Raw genomic sequence first — 25,358 nt, 5'->3', positions numbered from 1 at the left:
ATTTCCTGCTTTCCACTATATCTTTTTTACGGCTAGTTCTCGATACAATTTTTCTTCCTTCGTCAGAAAAACCACTCGAACTAACAGTAAAAAAGGATGCCGTTTCAATCAGGGCTAAACCTGTTTGCGTACTAATAGCATAAATTAAATTAGCTTGTCATTCCGAAATAAGCTTTTTCAGCGATTGAGAAAACTCATAATAGTAAAATTAAGTTAATCATAAAAAACATCAAATCTTATTCTCTGGTGCAGAATTTAATAATTGATATTGCTGGCAACAAATTTATTAGTAATTTAGCCTAAAATCAGTCAATTTTCATGTTCGATTTTATTGAATTTTCTTTATTAGATGCTTTAGACATTGTATTAGTTGCCACACTACTCTATTACATTTACAAGCTATTAAAAGGTACAGTTGCTATTAATATTGTAATTGGAATTGCGTTTATTTTCTTAATTTGGAAAATTACACAAGCCTTAAAAATGGAAATGCTGAGTGGTATTTTAGGTTATTTACTTTCCGGTGGAGTTATTGCATTGATCATTGTTTTTCAGCAAGAAATACGAAAATTCTTATTAATGATTGGTACCACAAACTTTACCAATAAACGAAGTTTTTTAAAACAACTGAAATTTTTACATACAGAAATAGGTACAGAGATTGATACAGAAACAATTTTAGATGCATGCAAAAACATGGCTAAAACTAAAACCGGTGCTCTAATTGTTATTGAACGTACCAATGCTTTAGATTTTTTAATAAACACAGGAGATAGCATGAATGCTTTGGTAAATGTGGCTATTTTAGAAAGTGTATTCTATAAAAATAGTCCTTTACATGATGGAGCATTAATTATTAGAGACAATTATATTGTGGCAACAAGAGTTATTTTACCCGTTTCTGACAGTACTAAAATCCCGTCTAGATTTGGATTAAGACATAGAGCAGCAATAGGAGTTTCAGAAAAAACAGATGCCGTTTGTTTATTAGTATCAGAAGAAACTGGAGAAATTTCTTACATAAAAGATGGTGGATTTGAGTTGTATGCTGATTTTGCTGAACTGGATGAAAAGCTGAAAAAAGATTTAATGTAAGCTTATTAAACATAAAAAAAACATAAAAAAAGGTTCTCAAAATTGAGAACCTTTTTTCATTTATAATGATTATTTTCTAGTTAGCTGCTGCCATCTTAGATTGAATAGCTGCTAAAACACTTTTGTATTTTTCTACTTCACTTTTATCTAACCCAGAAGTTAATTCTTTTCCTTCTTTTAGTAAAGAAGCTCCCTTAGAAGCCATACCTCTAATTTTCACAAAATCACCCTTAGCTTCTATATAATTTTTAGCATATTGCGCATAACCTAATAGATTCTGTGTTACAGCTTCATTAGAAAAACTAGGAATTGTAACTCCTTCTACTGCAGAAGTTAACTCTTTACTAACTTCTTGTTCAATTTCTTCTTCCTCAATTAACTCTAACTCTTCATTAGCAACCGTTTCGGTTTCTACAACTACTTCTTTTACATCTTTCTTTTCAGATTTACAAGAAGAGAATACTAATGCTCCTATTACGAAAATTGATACAACGATTTTTTTCATTTTTTTTGATTTGTATTATTAGTATTACAAATGTAAATCAAAAAAAATGATTTTAAGAAGCATTTTGTATGCTAAATTGCTTGTCGTACAGGTTTTTATAATACCCTTTCTCTCTCTCTAACAACTCATTATGAGTTCCTTCTTCCACAATTAAACCCTTATCCATAACAATAATTTTATCTGCTTGTTTTATGGTTGCTAATCGATGTGCAATTACAATTGAGGTTCTACCTTTTGTAATGGTTTCAGTTGCATATTGAATCATTTGTTCTGCATAAGAATCTACAGAAGAAGTAGCTTCATCTAAAATTAAAATACTTGGCTTGCTTACATAAGCCCTTAAAAAAGCAATTAATTGTCTCTGTCCAGAAGATAACATAGCACCACGCTCTTTTACATTGTATTGATAACCCCCTGGAAGTGTCATAATAAAGTCATGAATTCCAATTTGTTTTGCTGCTTTCTCCACTTCTTCTAAAGTGATATTTTTATCTTTTAATGTAATATTATTAAAAATTGAATCTGAAAACAAAAAGACATCTTGTAAAACTATAGCAACTTGGCTTCTTAAACTATCTAAAGTGTATTGATCTATAGAAACATCATCAACACAAATAGTACCACTATCTATTTCATAAAAACGGTTTATTAAGTTGATTATGGTAGATTTCCCTGCACCTGTTGCGCCAACAATAGCTACCGTTTGTCCTCTTTTTACATCCAAAGAAATTCCTTTTAAAACTTCTTCTCCTTCAATATAGCTAAATCTAACATCTTTTAAATTGATATCTCCTTTTAAATTTCTAGCTGTAATAGTTCCGTTCTTAACAATACTACTGTGGGTATCTAAAACCTTAAAAACACGTTCTCCAGAAACAATTCCCATCTGTAACTGGTTAAATTTATCTGCAATTTGGCGTAAAGGTCTAAATAACATTTGTGCCATTTGCACAAAAGCCATCACCGTACCAGGACCAGGAACAGCACCTCCAATAATTTGTTTACTTCCAAACCAAACAATTAAACCAATACCAATAGATGATAAAATTTCTGCAATAGGAAAGAAAATAGAAAAGTACCAAATGGTTTTTACGTACGCTTCTTTGTGTTTATTATTAATATCATTAAAATTCTTATATTCTATTTTTTCTCTATTAAAAAGCTGCACAATCTTCATTCCGGTAACTCGCTCTTGTACAAATCCGTTTAGATTTGCAACTTGATTTCTTACCTCTTGAAAAGTAGCTTTTATGGCTTTCTGAAAAATTCTCGTAGCATAAATTAAAATAGGCAAAACGGCTAGTGCTATTAAGGCTAGTTTCCAATTAAAATAAAACATTAAAACAGCTACAGCAAACATTTGTAAAATATCACTTACTATTGTAAAAACACCACTACTAAAAAAGGCTGCGATAGTTTCTATATCAGAAACCACTCTAGTAACTAATTTACCAACAGAATTTTTATCGAAATAAGACATTTTAAACTGTAAAATGTGCCTAAATGTTTTTGCTCTAATATCTCTAATTATATGCTGACCAACCCAATTTGCAAAATAAATAAATGTAAAACGTAGCAACACTTCTACAAGTACAACTACAAGCATTAAAATTATATTATTTACTAGCCCTTGTGCGTCTTTTTCTGTAATGTATTTATCTACCGTTTCTTTTATTAAATAAGGATTTAATAGTGCTACAAGCGATAATAATACAGTAGAAAAAACAGCAATAAAAAAATTTAACTTATAACGTTTTGCAAAAGACATTAGTCTTAAAAAGATTTGTAAATCAAATGCATTTCCTGTTTTACCTGCCAAAACTTAATATTTTATATTTGTTAAAAACAATCCTTTTGCAGGAACTGATAACCCTGCGTTGCTTCTATTTTTACTTTCAATAATTTTTCTAAAATCTTCTTTTGATATTTTTTCTAAACCAACATCAACTAAAGTACCTACAATGGCTCTTACCATATTTCTTAAAAACCGATTTGCTGTTATATAAAACACCAACTCCTTTCCATTTTGTTTCCAAACAGCTTCTGTAACATTACAATTATAGGTATACACATCTGTCTTCACTTTAGAAAAAGTCTGAAAATCTGTATATTCTAACAATAATTTTGCAGCCTCATTCATTAAATCTATATTTAATTCTTGTGAATGTATTTGCCACGAAAAATCTAATAAAAAAGGGTTTCTACCCATCCATATTTTATATTCATAACTTCTGCTTAGTGCTCCAAAACGTGCATGTTTTTCATGATCAACTGCAAACACATTATAAACCACAATATCCATAGGAAGTAATGAGTTTAACTTGTGCGGAATATCTCCTTTTAATGTTTTTTCTATATCAAAATGAGCAAACATTTGCGAAGCATGCACTCCGGTATCTGTTCTACCTGCTCCTACAACTTCAATTTTTTCTTGAAATATAGTACTAACCGCTTTGTTTAATTTTTCTTGTACAGAAATTACATCTGGTTGAATTTGCCAACCATGATAATTTTTTCCGTTATAAGAAAGTTCTATAAAATACCTCAAGAAAGTCTGTTTTTGTAGTCATCAAAATTACGGAATTTATTTTGTTATGATTACATTTGAAGCTAATAGAGACGTTAAACTTTTCTAACTATTTCTTTTTATGAAGAAAATCTTATTATTATCTGATACTCATAGCTTTATTGATGCTCAAATATTAAAATTTGTAAAACAGGCAGATGAAGTTTGGCATGCAGGAGATATTGGAAATTTAGAAGTTACCGATACTATAAAAAAATTGAAACCTTTACGTGCTGTTTTTGGAAATATTGATGGAGCTGATGCTAGATCTGAATTTCCATTAGACACAAAATTTGAAGTTGAAAATGTAACTGTTTGGATTACACATATTGGTGGTTACCCCAATAGATATGATCTAAGAATTCGTGAAGAAATAAAAGTGAATCCTCCAAAAATTTTTATCTCGGGGCATTCTCATATTTTAAAAGTACAATATGATAAAAAATTAAATTTATTACACCTAAACCCTGGTGCAGCAGGAAATCATGGTTTTCATAAAGTAAGGACCATGTTGCGTTTTACTCTAGAAAATGGAGAAATAAAAGATATGGAAATTATAGAATTGGCTAAGCGAGGTTAGTTTTTTATTTTTTCTAAAATAGGCAAAACAACTTTAACAACAGTACCATTTTTAAGTGAAGTATCTATATTAAATTCTCCTTGCATCATTTGTATTCTTGCATCAATCTGATTTAAACCGAGTCCTTCTTTACTTATTACCTTCTTTTTATCAAACCCAATACCGTCATCAGAAATTCTTAAATACAACTTTCCATCTGCTTCATCTAACTTAATCATTGCCGTTTCCGCCTTACTATGTTTTAAAATATTATTAATAAATTCTTGAATAATATTATATGCTTTTATTTCAAAATTTTGTTCGTACCTCCTTGTTTCACCTATTCTGGTATCAATCTTAATTTGAGAATTAGAGTATTTATCCGCCATATCTTTTATGGCATATTTTAATCCAAATTTTAACAATACAGACGAAACCAAAGTATGAGATAAATCTCTTATAGTTTGAGATGCTTCCTTAATAATCTTTTGCGTCTTGTCTATTTCTACAGGGGTTTCTCCTTTAAAAAGACCTCTTGTAGCTTGTAAATGAAGGTTTGCAGATGATAAAAGCGCACTTACACTATCGTGTAAAGTTTCTGCAATTTGTTTTCTCTCTGACTCTTTACCATCTATAGTAGCATTTAAAATTCTTACCTGAGAATCTGATTTTATTTTTTCTAAATTTTGAAGTTGTACCAATTGGGTTTGCGATAACTGTAAGCTTAAATTTTTTTGGCGAAGTTTATAAAAGTTTAAGGCATATAATAATGTTATAATTATAATTAAGCCACCTATACCAAGTGACCCAAATGTTCTTTGATTTTTTAGGCGTTTATTTTCCTCTTCTTTTAAAACTAATTTTTTAGCAGTATCAACATCATATTCAGCATTAATTGTTTTTACAATTCCTCTAATTTCAGTATCCCTTAACTCATCTTTTATATCATAAGATATTTCTTGAAACTCATACGCTTTGTAATCTTTTAACTTGTACATAGCCCAAGATAAATTAGCATATAAACTTGCTTTAAACCTTATCGCTTTTGCACTATTATCATTCTTAATTAAGTCTAAACCTTCTAAATATATTTTTTTTGCCAGGTTAAAGTCTTCTTTAATTAGGTAAATACTCGCTAAGTTACCTAAACCTGCAGCTTGATTAAGTTTATCGTTATTAGATTTATGAATACTTATTGATAAATTTACATATTTTTCTGCCAAATCATACAAAGAATCATTTATATAAAAAGCAGATAAGTTACTATAAGTTTTAGCTTTAGCCTCTAAAGAACTATTATCTAAATCATTAAAATCTATTACTTTATTGTAGTAATATAAAGTACTATCTCTATACTTTTGTAAAAATTCTCTTTCTTTAAGTTTGTGATAAGAACTGCCTAAGCGTAGGTAGTTTTGAAGTAATAGTTGATTTGAATCAAAATTAAACTTATTAGTATCTAATAATAACGAATCTTTTAACAAACCATTCACATTAGCCCTAAAATATTTAATCCCATCTTTAAAACTTAGAGTTTCATAGAAAATGCTACCTATTAGATAATTTGTTTTATAAAAAATTTCTCTATTATTATTTCTAGAGCTATCTAATAAAACAAATGCCTCTTTTAAAGCTAAGTCAAATTTTTTTTCTTCATAAACTTTATTAATATCCTGTAATTTTTCAATTAAGGTACTATCATTTAATTGCATATAAAAAGAAGCTGTATTAGATACAGCTTCTTTTCTATTTGGTAATGTTTTAAAAACAATCACCAAAAACAAAAACAAAAATATTTTATCTTTAAAATTCAATACTTATTATATTATAATTACTTCTGGTCTTCTTTCTTTTACGTACTTATATTCTTTTTCATCTTCACTATTAGATCTAGCAGAAGTATTATTATCAATAACATATTTTACGAAATCAATTTTTAGAGTTTCACCTTCTATTTTTTCAAAGGTTTTAGAAAAAACTGATTGTTCAGACTTTCCTTCTTCTAAATGAACTTCATATATTTTTAATTCTTCATTAAAAACAAAATCTACTTTCACTGTACTTCTTACACTAAAGTTTAAAGTATAAGTTCCGTCTTCGTTTCCAGAAATACTGTACTCAGATAACATATCTTCATTTTCTGTTCTAGCAAATGTAGCATCTTGATCTTTAATAGTAATTTGTGGGTTCTTACTAGAATTAGTATCTACAAAACCAATTTTAAGTTGGTTTCCATCAATAGTAAAATCTTGAGTAACCTTATTACTAAGACTATTTTCTGATGTGTATAAATAGATATAATTTGTATTAGTAGCCTCATCAACAACGTTTTCTGTTTCTACATTTCCATTTAAGCTATAATCTAAAGAATATGCTCCGTTAATATCTCTTTTAATTGTATGCGTTTTTAACAAATCGGTAGATTGTTCTTCTGGCAATACTGTTTCATTGAATGAGCAAGAAGTTAAAACAAATGTTAACGAAACTAATGCTGCAAATAAGTTAATTTTTTTCATAAGGGAGAGAGTTGTAATTAATTTTATATTTAATTAGGGTTAACTATTCATATTTATAGTAAGCTAGAATGCATGCAACAATTAGTGTTCTTAGGGCTAACTATTAAACTTTTTAGGGGATCGATTTATAAATAAATCAAAGTTTAATCGTTACTTTTTTAGGGGTATAAGAACTATACTATATTGTTTTTTACTGCATACATTGCCAAGCCTACTGCATTTTTTACTTTTAATTTTTTTAACAAACTTTTTCTATATGTTTCTATAGTATTTCTACTAAGATGCATTAAATCTGCCATCTCAATAGTACTATACTCTTTTGTAATTAATTTTAAAACATCTAATTCTCTTTCCGTTAAACTTTCTAACAAGTATTTGTCTGGCATGTCTCCTTTAGGAACCATTTGACCGGATAAAGATTTTAATAACATTTTCTGAATATCATCACTAAAATATTGCTCGCCGTTTGCAACCGCTTTTATAGCATTTACAATATGTTCTCCAGCATTATTTTTAGAGATATAGCCATTACAGCCAAGGGACAAAACTTCTTGAACAATTTTAAGATCATCATAACTAGATAAAACAATAACTTTTTGGTCTATTTTTCTTTTTCTAAAGTGTTTTAACACCTCAAATCCATCTAAAATAGGCATTGTAATATCTAATATTAAAACATCTGCCGAGTTTTCTTTATCATCAAACCAATCAATTACCTCTTGCCCTGTTAAAGAATATCCTTTAATTTCAATCTCTTTATCAGTATTTATTACAGCGATGATACCTTCAATTAAAATTTTGTGATCATCTGCTACGTGAACGTATATTTTTTCTTTCATTATTATATTACAAATTTAGAGTACAGTTTAAAAACCTACAATACCCATTTTCAGTGAAATTTACATCTCACTGTTTTCGGTGAGGCTTCTCACTGAAAACAGTGAGACATAAGTTTTATTTAATTGATTAACAAGGAGTTAAATTACGTAAGATTCTATTATTTAAGTTAATAAAAATACAAATTAAACATTCAAATTAGATTTATATTTTAGAAAGATGTAGAAAACAAAAAACCGAGAAATAAATTCTCGGTTTTTTTTCGCACTAAATATACTAATATGTAAGGTTTATCGCAATCTATCTACAGATTTCACAAGATCTTCATCCTTTTTAATAGCTTTATTTGCCAAAACAATAAGCAAAATAACTAAAATTGGTAAGAACATCCCAATACCTTTCTCCGAAATCGAAACTTCTCCAGGTAAAGTTAGAGATACATAAATCAATAATCCTAATAAAAAAAGATTGATCAAAATTACTAAACGCCCTACTACAAATTGTAGCTTTCTATTTTTAAACAAAAAAATAGTTGCAAAAGATACAATTGCGGAAAGCAAATATAACAAAGGAATTACTTTTAAAAGCATAGAATCTCTAGAAAATAAGTCCAAAGCAAAAAATTCTTCTTTAATACTACTCCAAATATCAAATACAAATATTAACCCACCAGAAACTGCGGTTGCTAATAATAAGTATATACTCTGTATTCTTTGAATCATATTAAAAAATAAGACTACAAAAGTAGAACTTTATTTTTTAAAAAGAAAACCTAAAACTTAAAAATTTTGTATATATTTGTAATATTAAGAACCACCTATTAAATATTGTGTAGTACTATATACAATATATAAACTCTAAAAAAATTATAATTAATCTTATCTAAAATAAGGTTTACAATTTAACTTAACATATAACGAATGTTCGAAATCTCAGAACTAAAAGCAAAAACACTTGCTGATTTACAGGTAATTGCAAAATCTATTGGTCTATCTAAGACGAGTCAACTTAAAAAACTAGATTTAGTGTATCAAATATTAGACACACAAGCAGCAAACCCTGTAGATACTTCATCTTCTCCTGTTACTGAAGTAAAACCAAAAACAGAGAAACCTAAAAGAAAAAGAGTTTCTAAGGTCACTGATTCTGTAACAGCAACGAACGAAACTGAAGCAGAACAAACTACTTTAGAAATACCAGAAGAAAAGGTAAAACAAGAAAAACCAGTACAACGTAAACCTAACCCTAGAAAACCGGTTAAGAAAGAAGTTGTACTAAAAGAAGTTGAAGCAGATACAGAAACGAAACCAAAGGTTAATAAAGAAAGAGTTGTTAAAAAAGTAGATAAACAGGAGCAAAAACCTGCAAATACTCAAAATAAAACACAACCAAATAAGCCTCAGCCAAAAACAAATCTACCAAAGAAAAACCCTAACCAAACTAGAGACAAAAACAACTCTAATAGAAGTAACGGTAATAAATCTACAAATCGTTATAAAGATCCAGATTTTGAATTTGATGGAATTATTGAAAGTGAAGGTGTCTTAGAAATGATGCCAGATGGTTATGGTTTCTTACGTTCTTCTGACTACAACTACCTATCATCTCCAGATGATATTTATGTTTCTCAATCTCAAATTAAATTATTTGGATTAAAAACAGGAGATACTGTTAGAGGTAATGTACGCCCACCAAAAGAAGGTGAAAAATATTTTCCATTAATTAGAGTGTCCAAAATAAACGGTTTAAACCCTAACTTAGTTAGAGACAGAGTTTCTTTTGAACACTTAACTCCGTTATTTCCTCAAGAAAAATTCAATTTAGCAGAAAAAGGAAGTTCTTTATCAACAAGAATTATCGATTTATTTTCTCCTTTAGGAAAAGGACAAAGAGGTATGATTGTAGCACAACCTAAAACGGGTAAAACCATGTTATTAAAGGATGTGGCAAATGCAATTGCAGCAAATCACCCAGAAGTTTATCAAATTGTTTTATTGATAGATGAGCGTCCGGAAGAGGTTACAGACATGAAACGTAATGTACGTGGAGAAGTTGTTGCATCTACTTTTGATGAACCTGCAGACAAACACGTAAAAGTGGCCAATATTGTTTTAGAAAAAGCAAAACGCTTGGTAGAATGTGGGCATGATGTTGTTATTCTTTTAGATTCTATTACACGTTTGGCAAGAGCTTACAACACCGTTGCACCAGCATCTGGTAAAATACTTTCTGGTGGTATCGATGCAAATGCTTTACACAAACCAAAACGTTTCTTTGGTGCAGCTAGAAACATAGAAAATGGAGGTTCTTTAACTATTATTGCAACGGCACTTACAGAAACTGGTTCTAAAATGGACGAAGTAATTTTCGAAGAATTTAAAGGAACAGGTAACATGGAACTTCAATTAGATAGAAATATTTCTAATAGACGTATTTATCCTGCTATCGATTTAATTAAATCTTCTACAAGACGAGACGATTTATTATTAGACGCTAAAACTGTGCAAAGAATGTGGGTTTTACGTAAATATCTTGCAGATATGAACCCTATTGAAGCAATGGAATTTATCAATGATAAAATTAAATTCTCTAAAAATAATGATGAGTTTTTAATCTCTATGAATGGTTAGAAATAACATTTATACTTTTAAATAATACTTTTTGCAAAACCTTTTTGAGCAATCAAGAAGGTTTTTATTTTGAAGCTATTTCCTACTTGGAGTTTATCTTGAGAGTAGTTGAAAGGCACTCACTTTTATTATTCAGAAAAAGAATAATAAAGAGCTTAAACAAATGCTTCAATCAAAGCTAAACTTAGTTGCCCTTTCTATTAGTTAAATAAAAGGAGGACTATCTAAATACTCTTTTACAGTATCTAATTAGCTAAATATAGAGCATAAAAAATCCGTTCAAAAGACTTGAACGGATTTTTTTATTATTAAAATAAACTTATACTAGTTACTAGTGTATAAATTTGATCTATAATCTTCTACATCAGAAGCATTTTTAATAGCCTCATAAATTGCAAAAGTTTTAGTTTTTATAGACTCTGCAATACTTTTTCTTGTAGTTTCATAGTTTGGTAAAGCAGTTGGTAACTCTTTGTTTGTTACTGCAAAAGCATACACACCTCTATTACCTTCTATGTTTTTATACACTTTATTAATTTCTGCATTATACATAGCTCCTACAACTTTAGGTTCTGAACCAGCACCAGATAATGTAGGACTTTTTAAATTAATACCGCTTGCATTTCTAACGTCTGTATTGTTATCCTTAGCAATATCTGCTAAAGTACTTCCGTTAAATTTATCTCCAATTAATTTTGCTTTCTTTTGGTTTATCAAAATAGGTTTAACACTATTTGTAGCTTTAGCAGCAGACATTAATCCTTTTTCTGTTTTAGCCGTTACAAAAGCAACAACATGACTACCTTCTAAATCAAAACGTTTAAAATCTCCAGGTTTAGTATCATTACTAAAAGCCCAAGAAATAATTTGTCTTTGGTTACCTAAACCAGGTACATTTTCATCTAAAACTTTTAAACCAATAGCAGGTCTTGCAACATAATTATTTTCTTTTGCTACATCAAAGAACTTTTTATCTTTAGATGTTGCTAAAGCAAATTGTTCTGATTTTTGAAAAACAGCACTTTCCGTAGCCTCAGAAGCTATAATTTGTCTACTTAAAGTAGCTAACTTTAAAGCTGTTTGCTTGTTCTTTTGTCCATCTATCTTAATAATATGAAACCCAAATGGAGTTTCAACAACATCAATATCACCTGTATTGCCTTCAAAAACAAAATCTCTAAATTCTGGTGTCATTCTATTATAAGTAAACCAATCTAAATCTCCTCCTTTTGCTCCAGAACCAAGATCTGAAGACATTGTTTTAGCTAAGTCTTCAAATTTATTTCTATTGCTTTTTACAACATTTAAAATACTATCTGCTAAAATCTTAGCTTCACCTTGCGTTCTTGTTATATCTGCAGCAGCTCTTTGAGCTCCTAAAAAAGGAATTAAAATATGACTTGCTCTAGCAGAGTCTGGCATACTAGTAACGTCTGTAATTTTAGATATTTTAAAATACCCTTGTTCTTTATAAGGACCAAAAACATCTCCTTTAGCACCTGTAAAAATTTCTGAAGCTACCGTTGCATTAATCTCTCTTTGAAATTTAAAACTATCATCAATACTAGTATCAGAATCATTTTCGCTTAAAAATACGCTTTCATTAGATGTATTTTTAAAATCTTCAATTAATTCAGAAAGACTCGCTTTAATAGCATTTTCATCTTCCGTAGTTGCTGCAATATTAAACTGCACATAAGAAATATCTCTAGATTCTTCTACTTTAAAATCATTAGAGTGTGCTTTAATGTACGCTTCTATTTCTCCTTTAGAAACGGTAACTAAACTATCTACAATTGAAGTATAAGGAACAAATACAAACTGAGAAGTTAGTTTTGTGTTATCTGCAAAATATTGAGATTCTCCTTCTTTTAAAGAAGCACCAAGACCTGCAGTAACTAAATTATTATATGTATTTCTCTCTCCATTATCTCTAATTTGAGTCATGTAGTTAGACCAAGCTCCCCACATTTCTGGATTATTTAATTTTGTGTCTGCTAAAAATTGTTTGAACTTTACTTCGTCAAAAAAGCCTACTTCATTTTGAAATTGAGGATTGTCTTTAACAGAAGGAGCATTAATTACTTCGTTCCAAACATCTGCTTCACCAACAGTAATACCTGCTTGTGCTAATTGATTTTGATAGATTTTTTTTCTAACAATATTATCCCATACACTTTTAGATGCTTGCATTTCAGTAACTCCGTTACCTACTTGTTGCTTATATGCCTCTAACTCTGCAGTAAACTCTTGTAAAGAGATAGACTCTCCATTTACTTCACCTACTTGATTTACTTTACTTGAATTGAAAAAATCACCTAAAGTAGATGGATCTAATACAAAAGCAAAAAGTGCTAAACCAATTATAATGATTAAGAACATTGAACGTTCTCTAATTTTTGATAAAATTGCCATACGAATTTATTTAATTTTCAGTTTGCGAATATACGATTTGGGTTTTAATATTGCAACCGATTTTATACTTATTAGCAGTAACTAAATTGACTTATAGATAGTTCTAAAAACAAAGACAACTTTTAGGCGTCTTCATCTACAATTTTTAAGCGGACTTCTTCTATTTTAGCACTACTCATTTTTAAGATTTTAATTTCAAAATCTTCAATATCAACAACTTCATTTTCTATAGGAATACTTTCTGTTTGCTCTATAATAAACCCTCCTAAAGTTTCATAAGCTTCAGATTTAGGAATATTCAAACTATACTCTTCGTTTAAATAATCTACTTCTAATCTTGCAGAAAAGTTAAATTCTGTTTCAGATATTCTCTTCTCTAAAAACTCTTGAGTATCGTGCTCATCTTCAATTTCACCAAATAATTCTTCAACAATATCTTCTACAGTTATCATACCAGAAGTACCTCCATATTCATCAACAACAACAGCTACGCTTTTACGCTTTTTCATTAAACTGTTTAAAATATTGTTAATCATCATAGACTCTGGCACAATCTCTACTGGTAATAAAATAGATTTAATAGTTTTGGGTTTCTTAAATAATTCAAAAGCATTTATATAGCCTATTACATCATCTAAAGAGGTTTTATAAACCAGCACCTTAGACAGTCCAGAATCTATAAATATATTTTTTAAGTTTGCTACTTTTTCATGTAACTCAACCGCAACAATTTCGGTTCTGGGAACCATAACCTCTCTTGCTTTTACATTATGAAAATCGAGTGCATTTTGAAAAATTTGTATTTCAGAATCTACTTCATCATCATTATTACCAGTTTCTAGTTGTTCTGTAATATAATACCCTAATTCTTCTTTACTAAATTCTGTTTGTTGTTCTTCTGCATCTGTTTTAAAGAATACACGCAGAAAAAAATCTGAAATAAAAGAAATAATTTCAGAAAAAAAATGGAATAAAACATAAAAAAAATAGGCAGGTACTGCAAATAATTTTAAAACCTCATTTGCATAAATTCTAAAAATAGCTTTTGGTAAAAATTCTGCTGTAATTAGTATTACTATGGTAGATATAATTGTTTGTAAAAGTAGTGTAGTAAACTCGTTAAAGGTGTTTTTAGGTAGAATTCTAATTAAGAATCCTCCCATATAATAACTATAAATTACCAAAGAAATATTATTACCAACTAACATGGTAGTAATAAATTTTGATGATTTTTGAGTGATTTTATTAAGAACACTAGGTATAAAGCCTTCTCTTTTCTTCTCTAATTCTATATGCAACTTATTAGCAGAAACAAATGCAATTTCCATTCCCGAAAAAAAAGCGGAAAGAATAATAGAGGTTAATATTATGATAATTTCAATTTCCATTAAGAAATTTATAATCTATTTTTGGTTATTTCTGGTTTCTACTTTTTTTCTAAAATGTCTTTTAAAGAAAAAAACTAAGGTAATAAAAATAGAAGCACCAAAAAACAAATAAGCTTTCTGTCTATCTTCTGCCCAAATAAGAAAACCTTCTACCAAACATATTAAAGCGACTACTAAATAGCCATATTGAAAAAACTTCCAAATTGTATTCATTTTATTCTGTTTCTGATGTTACTAACTTACCTGTTGTTTTCTTTGCTAAATGCTTACTTAAATCTTCTTTACACTCAAACCCAACACCATATATAGTATCTTTTAAAGTGGTTAAAGTAAATGGTTTTTCTGAAAAAAAATACTTAGTGTTTTGATCCCAAAATAATTGTTCTGTTTCTAATTTAGAGTTTTCTTTAGGATTTACGACCACTACATTTCCCTTTATTTCAGAAATTTGAGTATTTGAATATGATAATGCATAATTTCCTGTAATCGTTACAGAATCTATTCCATCAAAATTTATAATTTCAATTCCTTCAGGAAATTCATTATAGGGATGTTGTTTTCTATTACTAAAATCATAAAGTAAAGGCGTAATTAGTTTTGATGTAATTCTACCAGAATCTTTATATACATGAAATGCATTTTTGGCAATACCGATTGGCAAGTTTTTAGACACCAAAAAATCTCTCACTTCTTTTGTATTATTAGAGCAAGAAAAAAGCATTACTGTAACAAATAGTACAGCAATGCTTTTATAAAATATGTTTTTTATGTTTTTCAAAAAATTAATTTGAAGGTACTCTTACTGTTTCACCAATCCAACATTTTATAGTATAGCTACTACCAGGTGTAACACCTGCAGTAAAAATAACTTTAGAACTTGGTACATTACCTCTATAACTTCTAATATAAGAACTTGCAGTAGACGAAATACTTGGATCTACAGATGCAGCTCTTTGTGCTTGGTTTAATGCAGCAACATATACCATTCTCTTTTCAAACTCATTTCCACCACAATTATTTACACTAGATTGGTATAATCTTGCAATAAATAAATATGCTTTACCATAGTTAGGGTTAAAGCTTAAAGCTTCTCTTGCTAAACTTCTAGCTTTACTTAATTGACCTCTAGATTTAGCTGCTTGCGCAAATTTTAATTTATACTTTGCTTTCTTTAATGGGTCTGTTTCTAAATTAAAAGATTTCTCTCTCATTTCATTTGCCCCAGCATTATCTCCATTATCTTCTAAAACACTCGCTAAGAAAGAGAATGCCTCTGGTGATGGAGACGCATGAGCATACGCTCTTACTAATTCTTGGTATAAAGGATCTTCTTGACATCCTTTGTTAAACATTCTAGATACAGATCTTTTTAACCAAACAGCATCATCTTTATTTGCTTCAAAATCTCTTTTGTAAATAGGTATTAATCTTTCACAAGTTGCTATTTCAGAAATAATATTATCTAAACCACCTTCTACAGTACCTAATGCTCTAGAGTTTGTAGAATATGCATGAATCAATCTTTTATTTGCTACAGAATCTTTAGAAAGATCTTTTAATTTTGCTGCATATCCATCTAATTTAGAACTTACAGACTCTAATACATCATCATAAGTATCAAATACTTTTTGAGGATTTGTATCTTTATTTCTATCTGTAACTCCTTGAAAATAAATATATAAGTTTTTTACACCCATTTTAGTAGGGTCTATATTATATCCTTTTTCTAAAATAGCAAATACTTCATCATCAGAAGCCAATTTATTATCTAACAAATAAGTAGCATAATCACTATGTAATTTTGCTGGATTGTCTTTAGGAAAATACTGTAATCTTTGCTCGTAAACTCTTTTTGCTAGAACAGGATCTTTTCTAACATCTTCTGCCAAAGTAGAACCTAATTTGTAAATATTTACAGATAAATCTTTACAGTTATCCATTAAATAAATCCAGTTTGTATAAGCTTCTTCATACTTTTTAGATTGGAAATCTCCTTTAAAAAGATTATACTTAATAGTACATTCTCTTTTTGCATCATCTTGCGCATTTGTTTTTGCTGATGCCAATAACAACATTGCAGCTAGTAAAAACGTAATTTTCTTCATTTTGTTAGTTTTTTGTTAATCTATTTTTCTTTTCTGAAACCAATTAGTATCTGTCAAAGATAAACTTAATCTAAAATTAAAATAATTTTCTTTAATTAAATTATTAGCAGTGGTACCTCTTTGACCAAATTCGAACCCCATATTTACTGAGGATAATTGCTTCAGTGGTAAACCTAAACCAAAAGATATGCCAAAGTCGTCTACATCTGTATAATTTGTGTAAGGATCAGATCCATCTACTAACAATCCTGTCTTTTTTAAACGGACACCAGCTCTATAAGTAACTCGCTCCCAGTAACTTGAAATTGAATTGATTTTAGGAATATAAAATCCACCTAAAGAAACTCTATTCGACTCACCATAAGTATATGCACTGTTAGATGTATTTAAAAAACCTGTAGTTTCTATTGCATCTTGTTTTTCATACTCTAAACCAACATACCATTTATCATCTTTCCCTACTCCTGCTCCTAAAATTGCTTTTAAAGGCAATTTATAATTTCCGCTAATTTCAGATTGAGAAAGAGTATCTCTTCCAAATTCTCCTCCAGAACTAGTAAAAGAAAGAGAGTTTAAATATTCATCTCCAGTAACTTTTAAATCATTCCCCATTTTAACAGTAGCTCCTCCGCTTATAACCAATTTATTTTTAAGCGCTTTTTTATATTGTGCTCCTAATGCAACCGATCCGCCTCTAACAATAGTCGCTTCTTTATATTTTGTAGCTAAAGAAACACCTGCTTTTTCGTTAATAATACTATTATCTATACTACCAAATTTATAATCTACTTCTATACCTAAAGATAATTCTTTATATACTTTTATACCAAAACTACTGTAAATTCTACTTACACCTCCTTCTCCAGAAAAGGACGTTCGCTCTAAAATCGTTCCATTGTTGTCTAAAATAGAATTAGATAAAGAGTATCCTACAGAAGATACTGGTTGTAGTCCAAAAGACATACCTGCTTTATTACCTATAGGAAATGCCAATGCAAAATAACTTAAACTAGTAGAGTTAGAAGATTGTTTTACGCCACCATTCTCTACCGTTAATTTATTATTTAATAAACCAAAAGAATAGGTTGTATATCTTAAGTTAGCGTACGCCGCAGGATTTGTAAAGTTTAAGTATTTATAGTGGCTAAAAGCAACTCCTATACCTCCCATTGCACTTTGTTCTACTGTAATAGGATTAAATTCATCTCCTATACCAAAAAAAGAATATGGTGATGAACTTGTTCTTTGAGCTGTTATAGCTGAAGAGGTTATTAGCATAAAAACTAATAATATGTTTTTAATCATTTGTCTATATTAAATATCAATATTCTATTTAATCCTTTAAGAAGAAAATTTTTCTTGGCAAATATGCTACTTTTTAATTGCTTTGACAAGAAATTTGTGTCTCCTCCTGTTAAAACGACTGTTAAATCTATATATTTCTTTTTATATTGATTAATTACACCTTCAATTTCTTGAACCACTCCATTTACAACACCAGAATTCATACTCTCTTTAGTATTGCGACCAATAAAACTGTTTACTTCATCTTTTTCTAGTAATGGTAAATTTGCTGTAAAATGATTTAAAGAATCAAACCTCATTTTTATTCCTGGAGATATTGCACCACCTAAATATTCCGATTTACTATTCACAAAATCGAAAGTAATACAAGTCCCAGCATCAATAATTAGTGTGTTTTTGTCAGGAAACTCATTTACGGCCCCCACCACCAATGCAATTCTATCTACTCCTAAGGTTGTTGGTGTTTTATACAAATTGATAAAAGGAACGTTTGTAGAAGAAGACAAAACCGTCAATTGCATTAAATCTTGAAGCTTAAGTAACGTTTTTTCTGATATAAAACTTACCGATGACAAAATTGCACAGGTAATTTTATATTTTTTTAAAATTTTTTTTATTTCTGATAAAATTTTTTTTCGATCAACAAAAACCACTTCTAAAATGGTATCCCCCTCAAATACAGCTGCTTTAACTCTTGTGTTACCTGCATCAATTATTAAATTCATCTTTACAATATTTATAAAAATCAAAAATACAATACATTTTTTAAAAAAATGCTTGCACATGTTAAAAAAGGTTGTATATTTGCCACCGCTAAGGGAAAGATATTAATCTAACTTTCTTTTAAAGTAATGGTACCTTAGCTCAGTTGGTAGAGCAAAGGACTGAAAATCCTTGTGTCCCTGGTTCGATTCCTGGAGGTACCACTTAAAACCCTATAAACATTCTGTTTATAGGGTTTTTACTTTTTCGAATACTAAATAAAAAAAGGTGTACTCTAAAATTCAGAAACACCCTACCCCTATTAATTAAACAAACCTTAGGTTGTTTAATTAAAATAAAACCTGTTACGGATCAAGTCCAAAAGTTGTGGGATTTAGAAATTAGGCATAAATATTTGAGAGTCTAAAAAGGAAAAATTTGATGTTTCTAACACCTCTAAATTGTGCTCTAAATGCTTTTATTTTAGCATTAAACGATTCTGCAGAAGCATTTGTACGGATCAAGTCCAAAAGTTGTGGGATTTAGAAATTAGGCATAAATATTTGAGAGTCTAAAAAGGAAAAATTTGATGTTTCTAACACCTCTAAATTGTGCTCTAAATGCTTTTATTTTAGCATTAAACGATTCTGCAGAAGCATTTGTACTTCTATTGTCAAAATAGTTGAGTATATTCTGATAATGTATAGACATTGTTCTAGCAATGGTATTAAAGCTTTTAAACTTCGCTTGTCTTACATTTTCATCCCATTTAGCAAGTCTAGTTAAGGCAACGGTTTTATCTTTTGTTTGATTGTAAATCCAGGATAAGTTTTGACATAAATTGTATGCCTTTTCTATATCTGGATAAGTTTTAAAAAGTATTTCAGCTCTTTCTTGTTGGGAGTTAGTCCATTTGTTACTAGATTTATACAATAGGTATCTACTTCTAGCTAATAATTGTTTTAGAGTATCTCCATTTGGTAGTAGTTTAGGAACATATTTTAAGGAGTTGTTTCTAGCATTTTCTATGGCGTCGTTATCTTTATCTATTGCTTCCCAACGATGTTTAATTCTAATTTCTTGCAAAGCATCTAAAGCTAATTTTTGCACATGAAATCGATCTATAACTAGTACTGCTTTTGGAAATGATTTTTTAACGATTAACCCCATGTTTGCTGCCATGTCTAAGGTTACTTCTTTTACTTTTTTTCGTTGTTTTAAAGAGATTTTATTAAGGATTCTAATAACATCTTCTGCTTTAGTGCCTTTAATCATGGCCAGTAAAGCACCTTTTTTTCCATTCGCATTTTTATTAGTCACGATAGTATATAAATCTCCATTAGAAAATGCTGTTTCATCTATGGAAAGATAGCTTCCAGTATTTTCAGGAAAAAGCAACCATTGTTCAGCATGTGGTTTTTGGTTCCATTGCTTAAAATCACTTAAATAATCTTTGTATTGTCTCTGTAAGTTTCTAGGGCTTACTCCGTAAAAGGTTGCTACAACAGATGTACTTGTAGCATTATTACAGACTGATTTGTTTTAAAAAAGCAGCAAATTCACTAGTAATTCTAGTGCCTTTTGCTACTAACTGCCAATCTCTTATCACTAATTTTTTAGAATTATCATCAATCCAACGCCTTCTAATAACATGTAGAAAAACGTTTTTACCTCGAATAGGAAAATCTTGAATAGTGGCTTCTGGAAAAAATCCTTTAGAGCTTAATTTAAGTGTTTTAAATTCTTCAGGAATTGTGTTTAACTCAGTGAAATAGAAATGGAGTTCTTCATTTTTAACTTCGTGTTTGGTAAGTTTAAAATAGTTAACAAGTATTTCTGGTAGTAATAATTTAATAAGCTCAATTGAAGTATCCAAAATAGAAGTAATTTAAAAGTCAAAGTTCTTCCTTTTTATTTTACTCCACAACTTTTTGTGTTGATCCATTTGTACTTCTATTGTCAAAATAGTTGAGTATATTCTGATAATGTATAGACATTGTTCTAGCAATGGTATTAAAGCTTTTAAACTTCGCTTGTCTTACATTTTCATCCCATTTAGCAAGTCTAGTTAAGGCAACGGTTTTATCTTTTGTTTGATTGTAAATCCAGGATAAGTTTTGACATAAATTGTATGCCTTTTCTATATCTGGATAAGTTTTAAAAAGTATTTCAGCTCTTTCTTGTTGGGAGTTAGTCCATTTGTTACTAGATTTATACAATAGGTATCTACTTCTAGCTAATAATTGTTTTAGAGTATCTCCATTTGGTAGTAGTTTAGGAACATATTTTAAGGAGTTGTTTCTAGCATTTTCTATGGCGTCGTTATCTTTATCTATTGCTTCCCAACGATGTTTAATTCTAATTTCTTGCAAAGCATCTAAAGCTAATTTTTGCACATGAAATCGATCTATAACTAGTACTGCTTTTGGAAATGATTTTTTAACGATTAACCCCATGTTTGCTGCCATGTCTAAGGTTACTTCTTTTACTTTTTTTCGTTGTTTTAAAGAGATTTTATTAAGGATTCTAATAACATCTTCTGCTTTAGTGCCTTTAATCATGGCCAGTAAAGCACCTTTTTTTCCATTCGCATTTTTATTAGTCACGATAGTATATAAATCTCCATTAGAAAATGCTGTTTCATCTATGGAAAGATAGCTTCCAGTATTTTCAGGAAAAAGCAACCATTGTTCAGCATGTGGTTTTTGGTTCCATTGCTTAAAATCACTTAAATAATCTTTGTATTGTCTCTGTAAGTTTCTAGGGCTTACTCCGTAAAAGGTTGCTACAACAGATGTACTTGTAGCATTATTACAGACTGATTTGTTTTAAAAAAGCAGCAAATTCACTAGTAATTCTAGTGCCTTTTGCTACTAACTGCCAATCTCTTATCACTAATTTTTTAGAATTATCATCAATCCAACGCCTTCTAATAACATGTAGAAAAACGTTTTTACCTCGAATAGGAAAATCTTGAATAGTGGCTTCTGGAAAAAATCCTTTAGAGCTTAATTTAAGTGTTTTAAATTCTTCAGGAATTGTGTTTAACTCAGTGAAATAGAAATGGAGTTCTTCATTTTTAACTTCGTGTTTGGTAAGTTTAAAATAGTTAACAAGTATTTCTGGTAGTAATAATTTAATAAGCTCAATTGAAGTATCCAAAATAGAAGTAATTTAAAAGTCAAAGTTCTTCCTTTTTATTTTACTCCACAACTTTTTGTGTTGATCCCCTGTTACTTTAAAAAATATTAAAGCAAATTTAATCTTCTCATTAATTCACTTTTATTAGATCTACTAATTGGAATAACACTTTTTTGAATAAGTACACTGTTATCCTCAATATCTACTATCTCAGAAACATTAATAATAAAAGACCTGTGTATTCTAAGAAATAAAGAAGTAGGCAGCTTATCTTCTATTTTCTTTAGTGTAGAATGTACAATATAACTTTTAGTACCTGTCTTGATATTAATATAATCTCCCTTTGCTTCTACAAAATAAATACTCGGAATATTAATTTTAACAAGTCTTCTCTCTACACTTACATAAATAAAATCAGAATCTTCGTTGGCAGCAACTGTTGTGTTTGGAGTAATATCTGTTTGCTTTAAACTGGCTAATTTCTGCAAAGACTTATTAAACCTTACTTTAGCAATAGGTTTTACAAGATAATCTACTACACATTCATACTCAAATGCTTGTAGTGCAAAATTTTTGTCTGATGTTGTTAAAATTATTTTAGGAGGCGATTTTAATGCTTGAATAAAGTCAAAACCAGAAAATGTAGGCATGTGAATATCTAAGAATATTAAATCTACTGCATTTGAATTAAGATATTTCATAGCCTCTATAGCTGAATCAAACTCCTCTAAAACAGTAATTTCCTTAAAATCAGCACATAGCTTCTTAATAATTAATCTTGCAGTTGCATCATCATCTATTACTATACAATTCATACTATTTATAAAAATTATTAGACTTTTAAATATACATGAATTTTGTTTAAAACATTTACAAAATCGTTATATAATTTAGTTTCATTGTTTTTTAAATCTAGCTCAAATCTAGATGCTAATTCAAATCCCTTTTTTAAACCTAAAATACTAATTTTATGTTTTAACTTATGTACTTTATCTGCAGCCTCTGCGTACTCTTTATTCTTAAAATCTTCATTAAAAAGTAAAAATTCTTCTGGAAATTCATTTTTTAAAACTATTAAGATACTTTCTTCAAATTCCTTATCTCCTCCAGAAAGCTCTTTTATATAATTTAAATTTGGTTCTTCCATATCTGTTAATCTTATTTTAATTAATTATATTTATTCTCTTTCCAATAATTTAATAGTGATTCTACTTTTACAGCGTATTTAGAAAATTGTACTGGCTTTGTAAAAAAACCAGAAATTCCAAAATCATAACACTTCTTTAATTCTTCATGATCATCAGAATTAGACATCACTATTATAGGTATATTTTTATACCTAATATCAGCTTTTAAATTACCTAAAAACTCAAGCCCATTCATTTCAGGCATATGTAGGTCTAGAATTATAATATTAAATAAATACTCTGCTTTATTTAGAATACTTAAGGCCTCTTTTCCATTTACTGCTTCCACAATATTAGAAAGGGAATTATTATCATAACAAACCTTTTTAAACTTCATTCTTTCTATCTCATCATCATCAATAAGTAATATGGTGAGGGAATTCATATTTTTTTTACATTTTTGTTTTCGATGATGTAAAAATGAACCAATAAAATTGAAAAAAAATATTTGTTAGCTTACATGAAGCAAAAACACGTTAAGTGGTAAAATTTTAATGTTTAATATAATTCTAGATATGTATTTGTCTATCAATTTGCTGATTGAGAGAAATAAATGTTTCAAATTTAGTAACACCATTAATCATTTTTATCTTGGTATCTAACAAACACATTAAATCTACATTGTCTTTGCACAATACCTTAATAAAAATTGTAAAATTACCAGTTGTATAATGGCATTCTACCACTTCTCTAATCTCTTTAAGTCTTTTTATGATAGATGATAGTACTGCTGTAGTTTCTAAAAACACACCTACAAAAGCAATTGTAGTATATCCCAAAGCTTTTGGGTTTATTACCATCTGATAACTATCTATTAATTCAGATTTCTCTAATTTTCTTAATCTTTGATGAATTGCTGCTCCAGAAATACCAACATCTCTAGCAATGCTTAAAATAGGTATTCTTGCATCTTTTACTAAACTTCTTATAATTTTTTTATCAATACCGTCTATTTTCATCTTTATATCTTAGACTATAAAGGTAAAAAAAAATAGAGAACACAAATTGTGTTCTCTATTTTAATATCAAGTTTAAACGAATGATTTATGTTTTATTTCATAACAAAATCTTCCATAAATTTAGTTGTATAGTTTCCTGCAACATAATCTGGATGATCCATTAATTGCCTATGAAAAGGAATTGTTGTTTTAACCCCCTCTATCACAAACTCATCTAATGCGCGTTTCATTTTATTAATAGCTTCTTCTCTTGTTTGAGCAGTAGTTATTAACTTAGCAATCATAGAATCGTAATTTGGCGGAATCATATAACCAGCATATACATGCGTATCTACTCTTACTCCATGACCTCCTGGAGAATGAAAAGTTGCAATTTTTCCTGGAGCGGGTCTAAAATTATTATATGGATCTTCTGCGTTTATTCTACATTCTATAGAGTGCATTTGAGGAAAATAATTTTTCCCAGAAATAGGCACACCTGCAGCTACTAAAATTTGTTCTCTAATTAAATCATAATTTACTACTTCTTCTGTAATAGGATGCTCTACTTGTATACGCGTATTCATCTCCATAAAGAAGAAATTTCTATGCTTGTCAACTAAAAACTCTACAGTTCCTGCACCTTCATATTTTATAAATTCGGCTGCTTTTACAGCTGCTGTTCCCATCTTTTTTCTTAAAGCATCTGTCATAAAAGGAGAAGGAGTTTCTTCCGTTAACTTTTGATGACGACGTTGAACAGAACAGTCTCTTTCTGATAAATGACATGCTTTTCCGTAAGAATCTCCAACAATCTGAATTTCTATATGTCTTGGCTCTTCAATAAGCTTTTCCATATACATATCATCATTACCAAAGGCTGCTTTAGATTCATGTCTTGCAGAATCCCAAGCTTCTCTTAAGTCTTCTGCTTTCAAAACAGCACGCATACCTTTACCTCCACCTCCGGCAGAAGCTTTTAACATTACTGGGTAACCGGATTCTGCTGCAATTTTTTCACAATCTTCAAAGTCTACAATAACACCTTCACTACCTGGTACACAAGGTACACCGGCAGCAATCATAGTAGATTTAGCATTTGCTTTATCTCCCATTTGATCAATCATCTGACCAGAAGCACCAATAAATTTTATGTTATGCTCTTCACATAATCTTGAAAATTTAGCATTTTCAGACAAAAACCCATAACCTGGGTGAATTGCATCTGCATTTGTAATTTCTGCAGCTGCAATAATATTAGACATTTTTAGGTATGATTCAGAACTTGGAGCTGGACCAATACAAACTGCTTCATCTGCAAATCTTACATGCAAACTTTCTGCATCCGCAGTAGAATATACTGCCACAGTTTTAATCCCCATTTCTTTACAGGTTCTAATAACACGAAGTGCTATTTCTCCTCTGTTGGCAATTAATATTTTTTTAAACATAATTTAAGAGTTATAAGT

At 29.4% G+C, this 25,358-nt stretch carries 27 protein-coding genes and 1 tRNA gene; 4 read left to right on the top strand and 24 right to left on the bottom strand.

The annotated features are described in order from the left end of the window. Positions 1-318: 318 nt before the first annotated feature. Positions 319-1,095: a diadenylate cyclase CdaA gene (gene cdaA / locus KV700_RS14250; protein WP_218598269.1), complete on the top strand. Its 777-nt coding sequence runs from the start codon at positions 319-321 to the stop codon at positions 1,093-1,095. Positions 1,096-1,171: 76 nt separating this feature from the next. Here the strand turns inward: cdaA and KV700_RS14245 are convergent, their stop codons facing one another. Genes KV700_RS14245 through truA form a run of 3 tightly spaced genes read right to left on the bottom strand, consistent with a single transcriptional unit; the run spans position 1,172 to position 4,148 of the window. Beyond that, positions 1,172-1,600 carry a hypothetical protein gene (locus KV700_RS14245; protein ID WP_166385708.1) on the bottom strand — a complete coding sequence of 143 codons (429 nt, stop codon included), beginning with the start codon at positions 1,598-1,600 and terminating at the stop codon, positions 1,172-1,174. A 52-nt stretch (positions 1,601-1,652) separates the two neighbouring features. Beyond that, on the bottom strand, positions 1,653-3,419 hold the full coding sequence (locus KV700_RS14240; RefSeq protein WP_166385710.1) for an ABC transporter ATP-binding protein: 1,767 nt from the start codon (positions 3,417-3,419) through the stop codon (positions 1,653-1,655). 3 nt (positions 3,420-3,422) lie between these two features. Then, positions 3,423-4,148 carry a tRNA pseudouridine(38-40) synthase TruA gene (gene truA, locus KV700_RS14235; RefSeq protein WP_166385712.1) on the bottom strand — a complete coding sequence of 242 codons (726 nt, stop codon included), beginning with the start codon at positions 4,146-4,148 and terminating at the stop codon, positions 3,423-3,425. A 100-nt stretch (positions 4,149-4,248) separates the two neighbouring features. Between truA and KV700_RS14230 the strand changes: the two genes are divergently transcribed. Then, positions 4,249-4,746: a metallophosphoesterase gene (locus KV700_RS14230; protein ID WP_218598268.1), complete on the top strand. Its 498-nt coding sequence runs from the start codon at positions 4,249-4,251 to the stop codon at positions 4,744-4,746. Here the strand turns inward: KV700_RS14230 and KV700_RS14225 are convergent. The 4 genes from KV700_RS14225 to KV700_RS14210 form a co-directional block, all read right to left on the bottom strand. Then, a complete protein-coding gene (locus KV700_RS14225) occupies positions 4,743-6,539 on the bottom strand; it encodes a tetratricopeptide repeat-containing sensor histidine kinase (RefSeq protein WP_218598267.1) in 1,797 nt (598 codons plus the stop codon). The genes KV700_RS14230 and KV700_RS14225 overlap by 4 nt on opposite strands. A gap of 6 nt (positions 6,540-6,545) precedes the next feature. Then, positions 6,546-7,241 (bottom strand): hypothetical protein, encoded by a 696-nt coding sequence (locus KV700_RS14220; RefSeq protein ID WP_166385718.1) that lies wholly within the window; start codon positions 7,239-7,241, stop codon positions 6,546-6,548. 173 nt (positions 7,242-7,414) lie between these two features. Then, positions 7,415-8,080, bottom strand: coding sequence for a response regulator transcription factor (locus tag KV700_RS14215; protein ID WP_218598266.1), 666 nt, complete (start codon positions 8,078-8,080; stop codon positions 7,415-7,417). 288 nt (positions 8,081-8,368) lie between these two features. Then, positions 8,369-8,800 carry a DUF4293 domain-containing protein gene (locus KV700_RS14210; RefSeq protein WP_218598265.1) on the bottom strand — a complete coding sequence of 144 codons (432 nt, stop codon included), beginning with the start codon at positions 8,798-8,800 and terminating at the stop codon, positions 8,369-8,371. A gap of 198 nt (positions 8,801-8,998) precedes the next feature. Between KV700_RS14210 and rho the strand changes: the two genes are divergently transcribed. Further along, entirely contained in the window at positions 8,999-10,708 is a 1,710-nt protein-coding gene (gene rho / locus KV700_RS14205; RefSeq protein ID WP_218598264.1) for a transcription termination factor Rho, read from the top strand. Between the two features lie 324 nt (positions 10,709-11,032). On the opposite strand, the gene KV700_RS14200 is transcribed toward rho, so the two are convergent. From KV700_RS14200 to KV700_RS14170, 7 genes are all read right to left on the bottom strand, one after another. Then, complete coding sequence (locus KV700_RS14200) at positions 11,033-13,123, bottom strand: peptidylprolyl isomerase (RefSeq protein WP_218598263.1); 2,091 nt, start codon at positions 13,121-13,123, stop codon at positions 11,033-11,035. Between the two features lie 122 nt (positions 13,124-13,245). After that, positions 13,246-14,511 (bottom strand): hemolysin family protein, encoded by a 1,266-nt coding sequence (locus KV700_RS14195; protein WP_166385729.1) that lies wholly within the window; start codon positions 14,509-14,511, stop codon positions 13,246-13,248. Positions 14,512-14,526: 15 nt separating this feature from the next. Continuing rightward, positions 14,527-14,724 carry a hypothetical protein gene (locus KV700_RS14190; RefSeq protein WP_166385730.1) on the bottom strand — a complete coding sequence of 66 codons (198 nt, stop codon included), beginning with the start codon at positions 14,722-14,724 and terminating at the stop codon, positions 14,527-14,529. A gap of 1 nt (position 14,725) precedes the next feature. Beyond that, on the bottom strand, positions 14,726-15,289 hold the full coding sequence (gene lptC / locus KV700_RS14185) for an LPS export ABC transporter periplasmic protein LptC (RefSeq protein ID WP_218598262.1): 564 nt from the start codon (positions 15,287-15,289) through the stop codon (positions 14,726-14,728). 4 nt (positions 15,290-15,293) lie between these two features. Further along, a complete protein-coding gene (locus KV700_RS14180) occupies positions 15,294-16,616 on the bottom strand; it encodes a lipopolysaccharide assembly protein LapB (protein ID WP_166385734.1) in 1,323 nt (440 codons plus the stop codon). Positions 16,617-16,631: 15 nt separating this feature from the next. Next, positions 16,632-17,921, bottom strand: a complete 1,290-nt coding sequence (locus KV700_RS14175; protein ID WP_166385736.1) for a hypothetical protein — start codon at positions 17,919-17,921, stop codon at positions 16,632-16,634. Beyond that, positions 17,918-18,646, bottom strand: a complete 729-nt coding sequence (locus tag KV700_RS14170; RefSeq protein ID WP_218598261.1) for a type III pantothenate kinase — start codon at positions 18,644-18,646, stop codon at positions 17,918-17,920. The genes KV700_RS14175 and KV700_RS14170 overlap by 4 nt, the downstream gene beginning before the upstream one ends. A 128-nt stretch (positions 18,647-18,774) precedes the next feature. Here KV700_RS14170 and KV700_RS14165 point away from each other — a divergent pair. Continuing rightward, positions 18,775-18,847 (top strand) — tRNA-Phe (locus KV700_RS14165). Positions 18,848-19,024: 177 nt separating this feature from the next. Here the strand turns inward: KV700_RS14165 and KV700_RS14160 are convergent. The 10 genes from KV700_RS14160 to accC form a co-directional block, all read right to left on the bottom strand. Continuing rightward, on the bottom strand, positions 19,025-19,147 hold the full coding sequence (locus KV700_RS14160; protein ID WP_368384775.1) for a transposase: 123 nt from the start codon (positions 19,145-19,147) through the stop codon (positions 19,025-19,027). Between the two features lie 25 nt (positions 19,148-19,172). Further along, positions 19,173-20,021 carry a transposase gene (locus KV700_RS14155; RefSeq protein ID WP_218598260.1) on the bottom strand — a complete coding sequence of 283 codons (849 nt, stop codon included), beginning with the start codon at positions 20,019-20,021 and terminating at the stop codon, positions 19,173-19,175. 127 nt (positions 20,022-20,148) lie between these two features. Continuing rightward, a complete protein-coding gene (locus KV700_RS14150) occupies positions 20,149-20,499 on the bottom strand; it encodes a transposase (RefSeq protein ID WP_218597728.1) in 351 nt (116 codons plus the stop codon). Between the two features lie 40 nt (positions 20,500-20,539). Next, positions 20,540-21,307, bottom strand: a complete 768-nt coding sequence (locus KV700_RS14145) for a transposase (RefSeq protein WP_218598259.1) — start codon at positions 21,305-21,307, stop codon at positions 20,540-20,542. A gap of 127 nt (positions 21,308-21,434) precedes the next feature. Further along, positions 21,435-21,785 (bottom strand): transposase, encoded by a 351-nt coding sequence (locus tag KV700_RS14140; protein ID WP_218597728.1) that lies wholly within the window; start codon positions 21,783-21,785, stop codon positions 21,435-21,437. 86 nt (positions 21,786-21,871) lie between these two features. After that, on the bottom strand, positions 21,872-22,579 hold the full coding sequence (locus tag KV700_RS14135; RefSeq protein ID WP_218598258.1) for a LytTR family DNA-binding domain-containing protein: 708 nt from the start codon (positions 22,577-22,579) through the stop codon (positions 21,872-21,874). 17 nt (positions 22,580-22,596) lie between these two features. Beyond that, complete coding sequence (locus KV700_RS14130; RefSeq protein ID WP_166385742.1) at positions 22,597-22,911, bottom strand: Hpt domain-containing protein; 315 nt, start codon at positions 22,909-22,911, stop codon at positions 22,597-22,599. Between the two features lie 20 nt (positions 22,912-22,931). Then, the gene (locus KV700_RS14125; protein ID WP_166385744.1) at positions 22,932-23,336 is read right to left on the bottom strand and encodes a response regulator; all 405 of its coding nucleotides are present in this window, start codon (positions 23,334-23,336) and stop codon (positions 22,932-22,934) included. A 124-nt stretch (positions 23,337-23,460) separates the two neighbouring features. Beyond that, a complete protein-coding gene (locus KV700_RS14120; protein WP_166385746.1) occupies positions 23,461-23,910 on the bottom strand; it encodes an Lrp/AsnC family transcriptional regulator in 450 nt (149 codons plus the stop codon). Between the two features lie 92 nt (positions 23,911-24,002). Then, complete coding sequence (gene accC, locus KV700_RS14115; protein ID WP_166385748.1) at positions 24,003-25,340, bottom strand: acetyl-CoA carboxylase biotin carboxylase subunit; 1,338 nt, start codon at positions 25,338-25,340, stop codon at positions 24,003-24,005. Positions 25,341-25,358: the final 18 nt, after the last annotated feature.

This window comes from Polaribacter sp. NJDZ03 (assembly GCF_019263805.1).
GTDB lineage: Bacteria > Bacteroidota > Bacteroidia > Flavobacteriales > Flavobacteriaceae > Polaribacter.
Note: the sequence above shows the minus strand (reverse complement) of the source record. Positions and strands in the feature narration are given on the sequence as shown.

Coding starts and splice junctions, on each gene's coding strand:
- KV700_RS14245 (WP_166385708.1), bottom strand. CDS start 1,600: ATGAAAAAAATCGTTGTATCAATTTTCGTAATAGGAGCATTAGTATTC.
- KV700_RS14125 (WP_166385744.1), bottom strand. CDS start 23,336: ATGAATTCCCTCACCATATTACTTATTGATGATGATGAGATAGAAAGA.
- KV700_RS14170 (WP_218598261.1), bottom strand. CDS start 18,646: ATGAATTTAATAATTGATGCAGGTAACACAAGAGTTAAAGCAGCTGTA.
- KV700_RS14200 (WP_218598263.1), bottom strand. CDS start 13,123: ATGGCAATTTTATCAAAAATTAGAGAACGTTCAATGTTCTTAATCATT.
- KV700_RS14210 (WP_218598265.1), bottom strand. CDS start 8,800: ATGATTCAAAGAATACAGAGTATATACTTATTATTAGCAACCGCAGTT.
- KV700_RS14180 (WP_166385734.1), bottom strand. CDS start 16,616: ATGAAGAAAATTACGTTTTTACTAGCTGCAATGTTGTTATTGGCATCA.
- KV700_RS14120 (WP_166385746.1), bottom strand. CDS start 23,910: ATGAAAATAGACGGTATTGATAAAAAAATTATAAGAAGTTTAGTAAAA.
- KV700_RS14130 (WP_166385742.1), bottom strand. CDS start 22,911: ATGGAAGAACCAAATTTAAATTATATAAAAGAGCTTTCTGGAGGAGAT.
- cdaA (WP_218598269.1), top strand. CDS start 319: ATGTTCGATTTTATTGAATTTTCTTTATTAGATGCTTTAGACATTGTA.
- KV700_RS14230 (WP_218598268.1), top strand. CDS start 4,249: ATGAAGAAAATCTTATTATTATCTGATACTCATAGCTTTATTGATGCT.
- KV700_RS14175 (WP_166385736.1), bottom strand. CDS start 17,921: ATGATTAAAAACATATTATTAGTTTTTATGCTAATAACCTCTTCAGCT.
- accC (WP_166385748.1), bottom strand. CDS start 25,340: ATGTTTAAAAAAATATTAATTGCCAACAGAGGAGAAATAGCACTTCGT.
- rho (WP_218598264.1), top strand. CDS start 8,999: ATGTTCGAAATCTCAGAACTAAAAGCAAAAACACTTGCTGATTTACAG.
- KV700_RS14215 (WP_218598266.1), bottom strand. CDS start 8,080: ATGAAAGAAAAAATATACGTTCACGTAGCAGATGATCACAAAATTTTA.
- KV700_RS14220 (WP_166385718.1), bottom strand. CDS start 7,241: ATGAAAAAAATTAACTTATTTGCAGCATTAGTTTCGTTAACATTTGTT.
- KV700_RS14195 (WP_166385729.1), bottom strand. CDS start 14,511: ATGGAAATTGAAATTATCATAATATTAACCTCTATTATTCTTTCCGCT.
- KV700_RS14135 (WP_218598258.1), bottom strand. CDS start 22,579: ATGAATTGTATAGTAATAGATGATGATGCAACTGCAAGATTAATTATT.
- KV700_RS14190 (WP_166385730.1), bottom strand. CDS start 14,724: ATGAATACAATTTGGAAGTTTTTTCAATATGGCTATTTAGTAGTCGCT.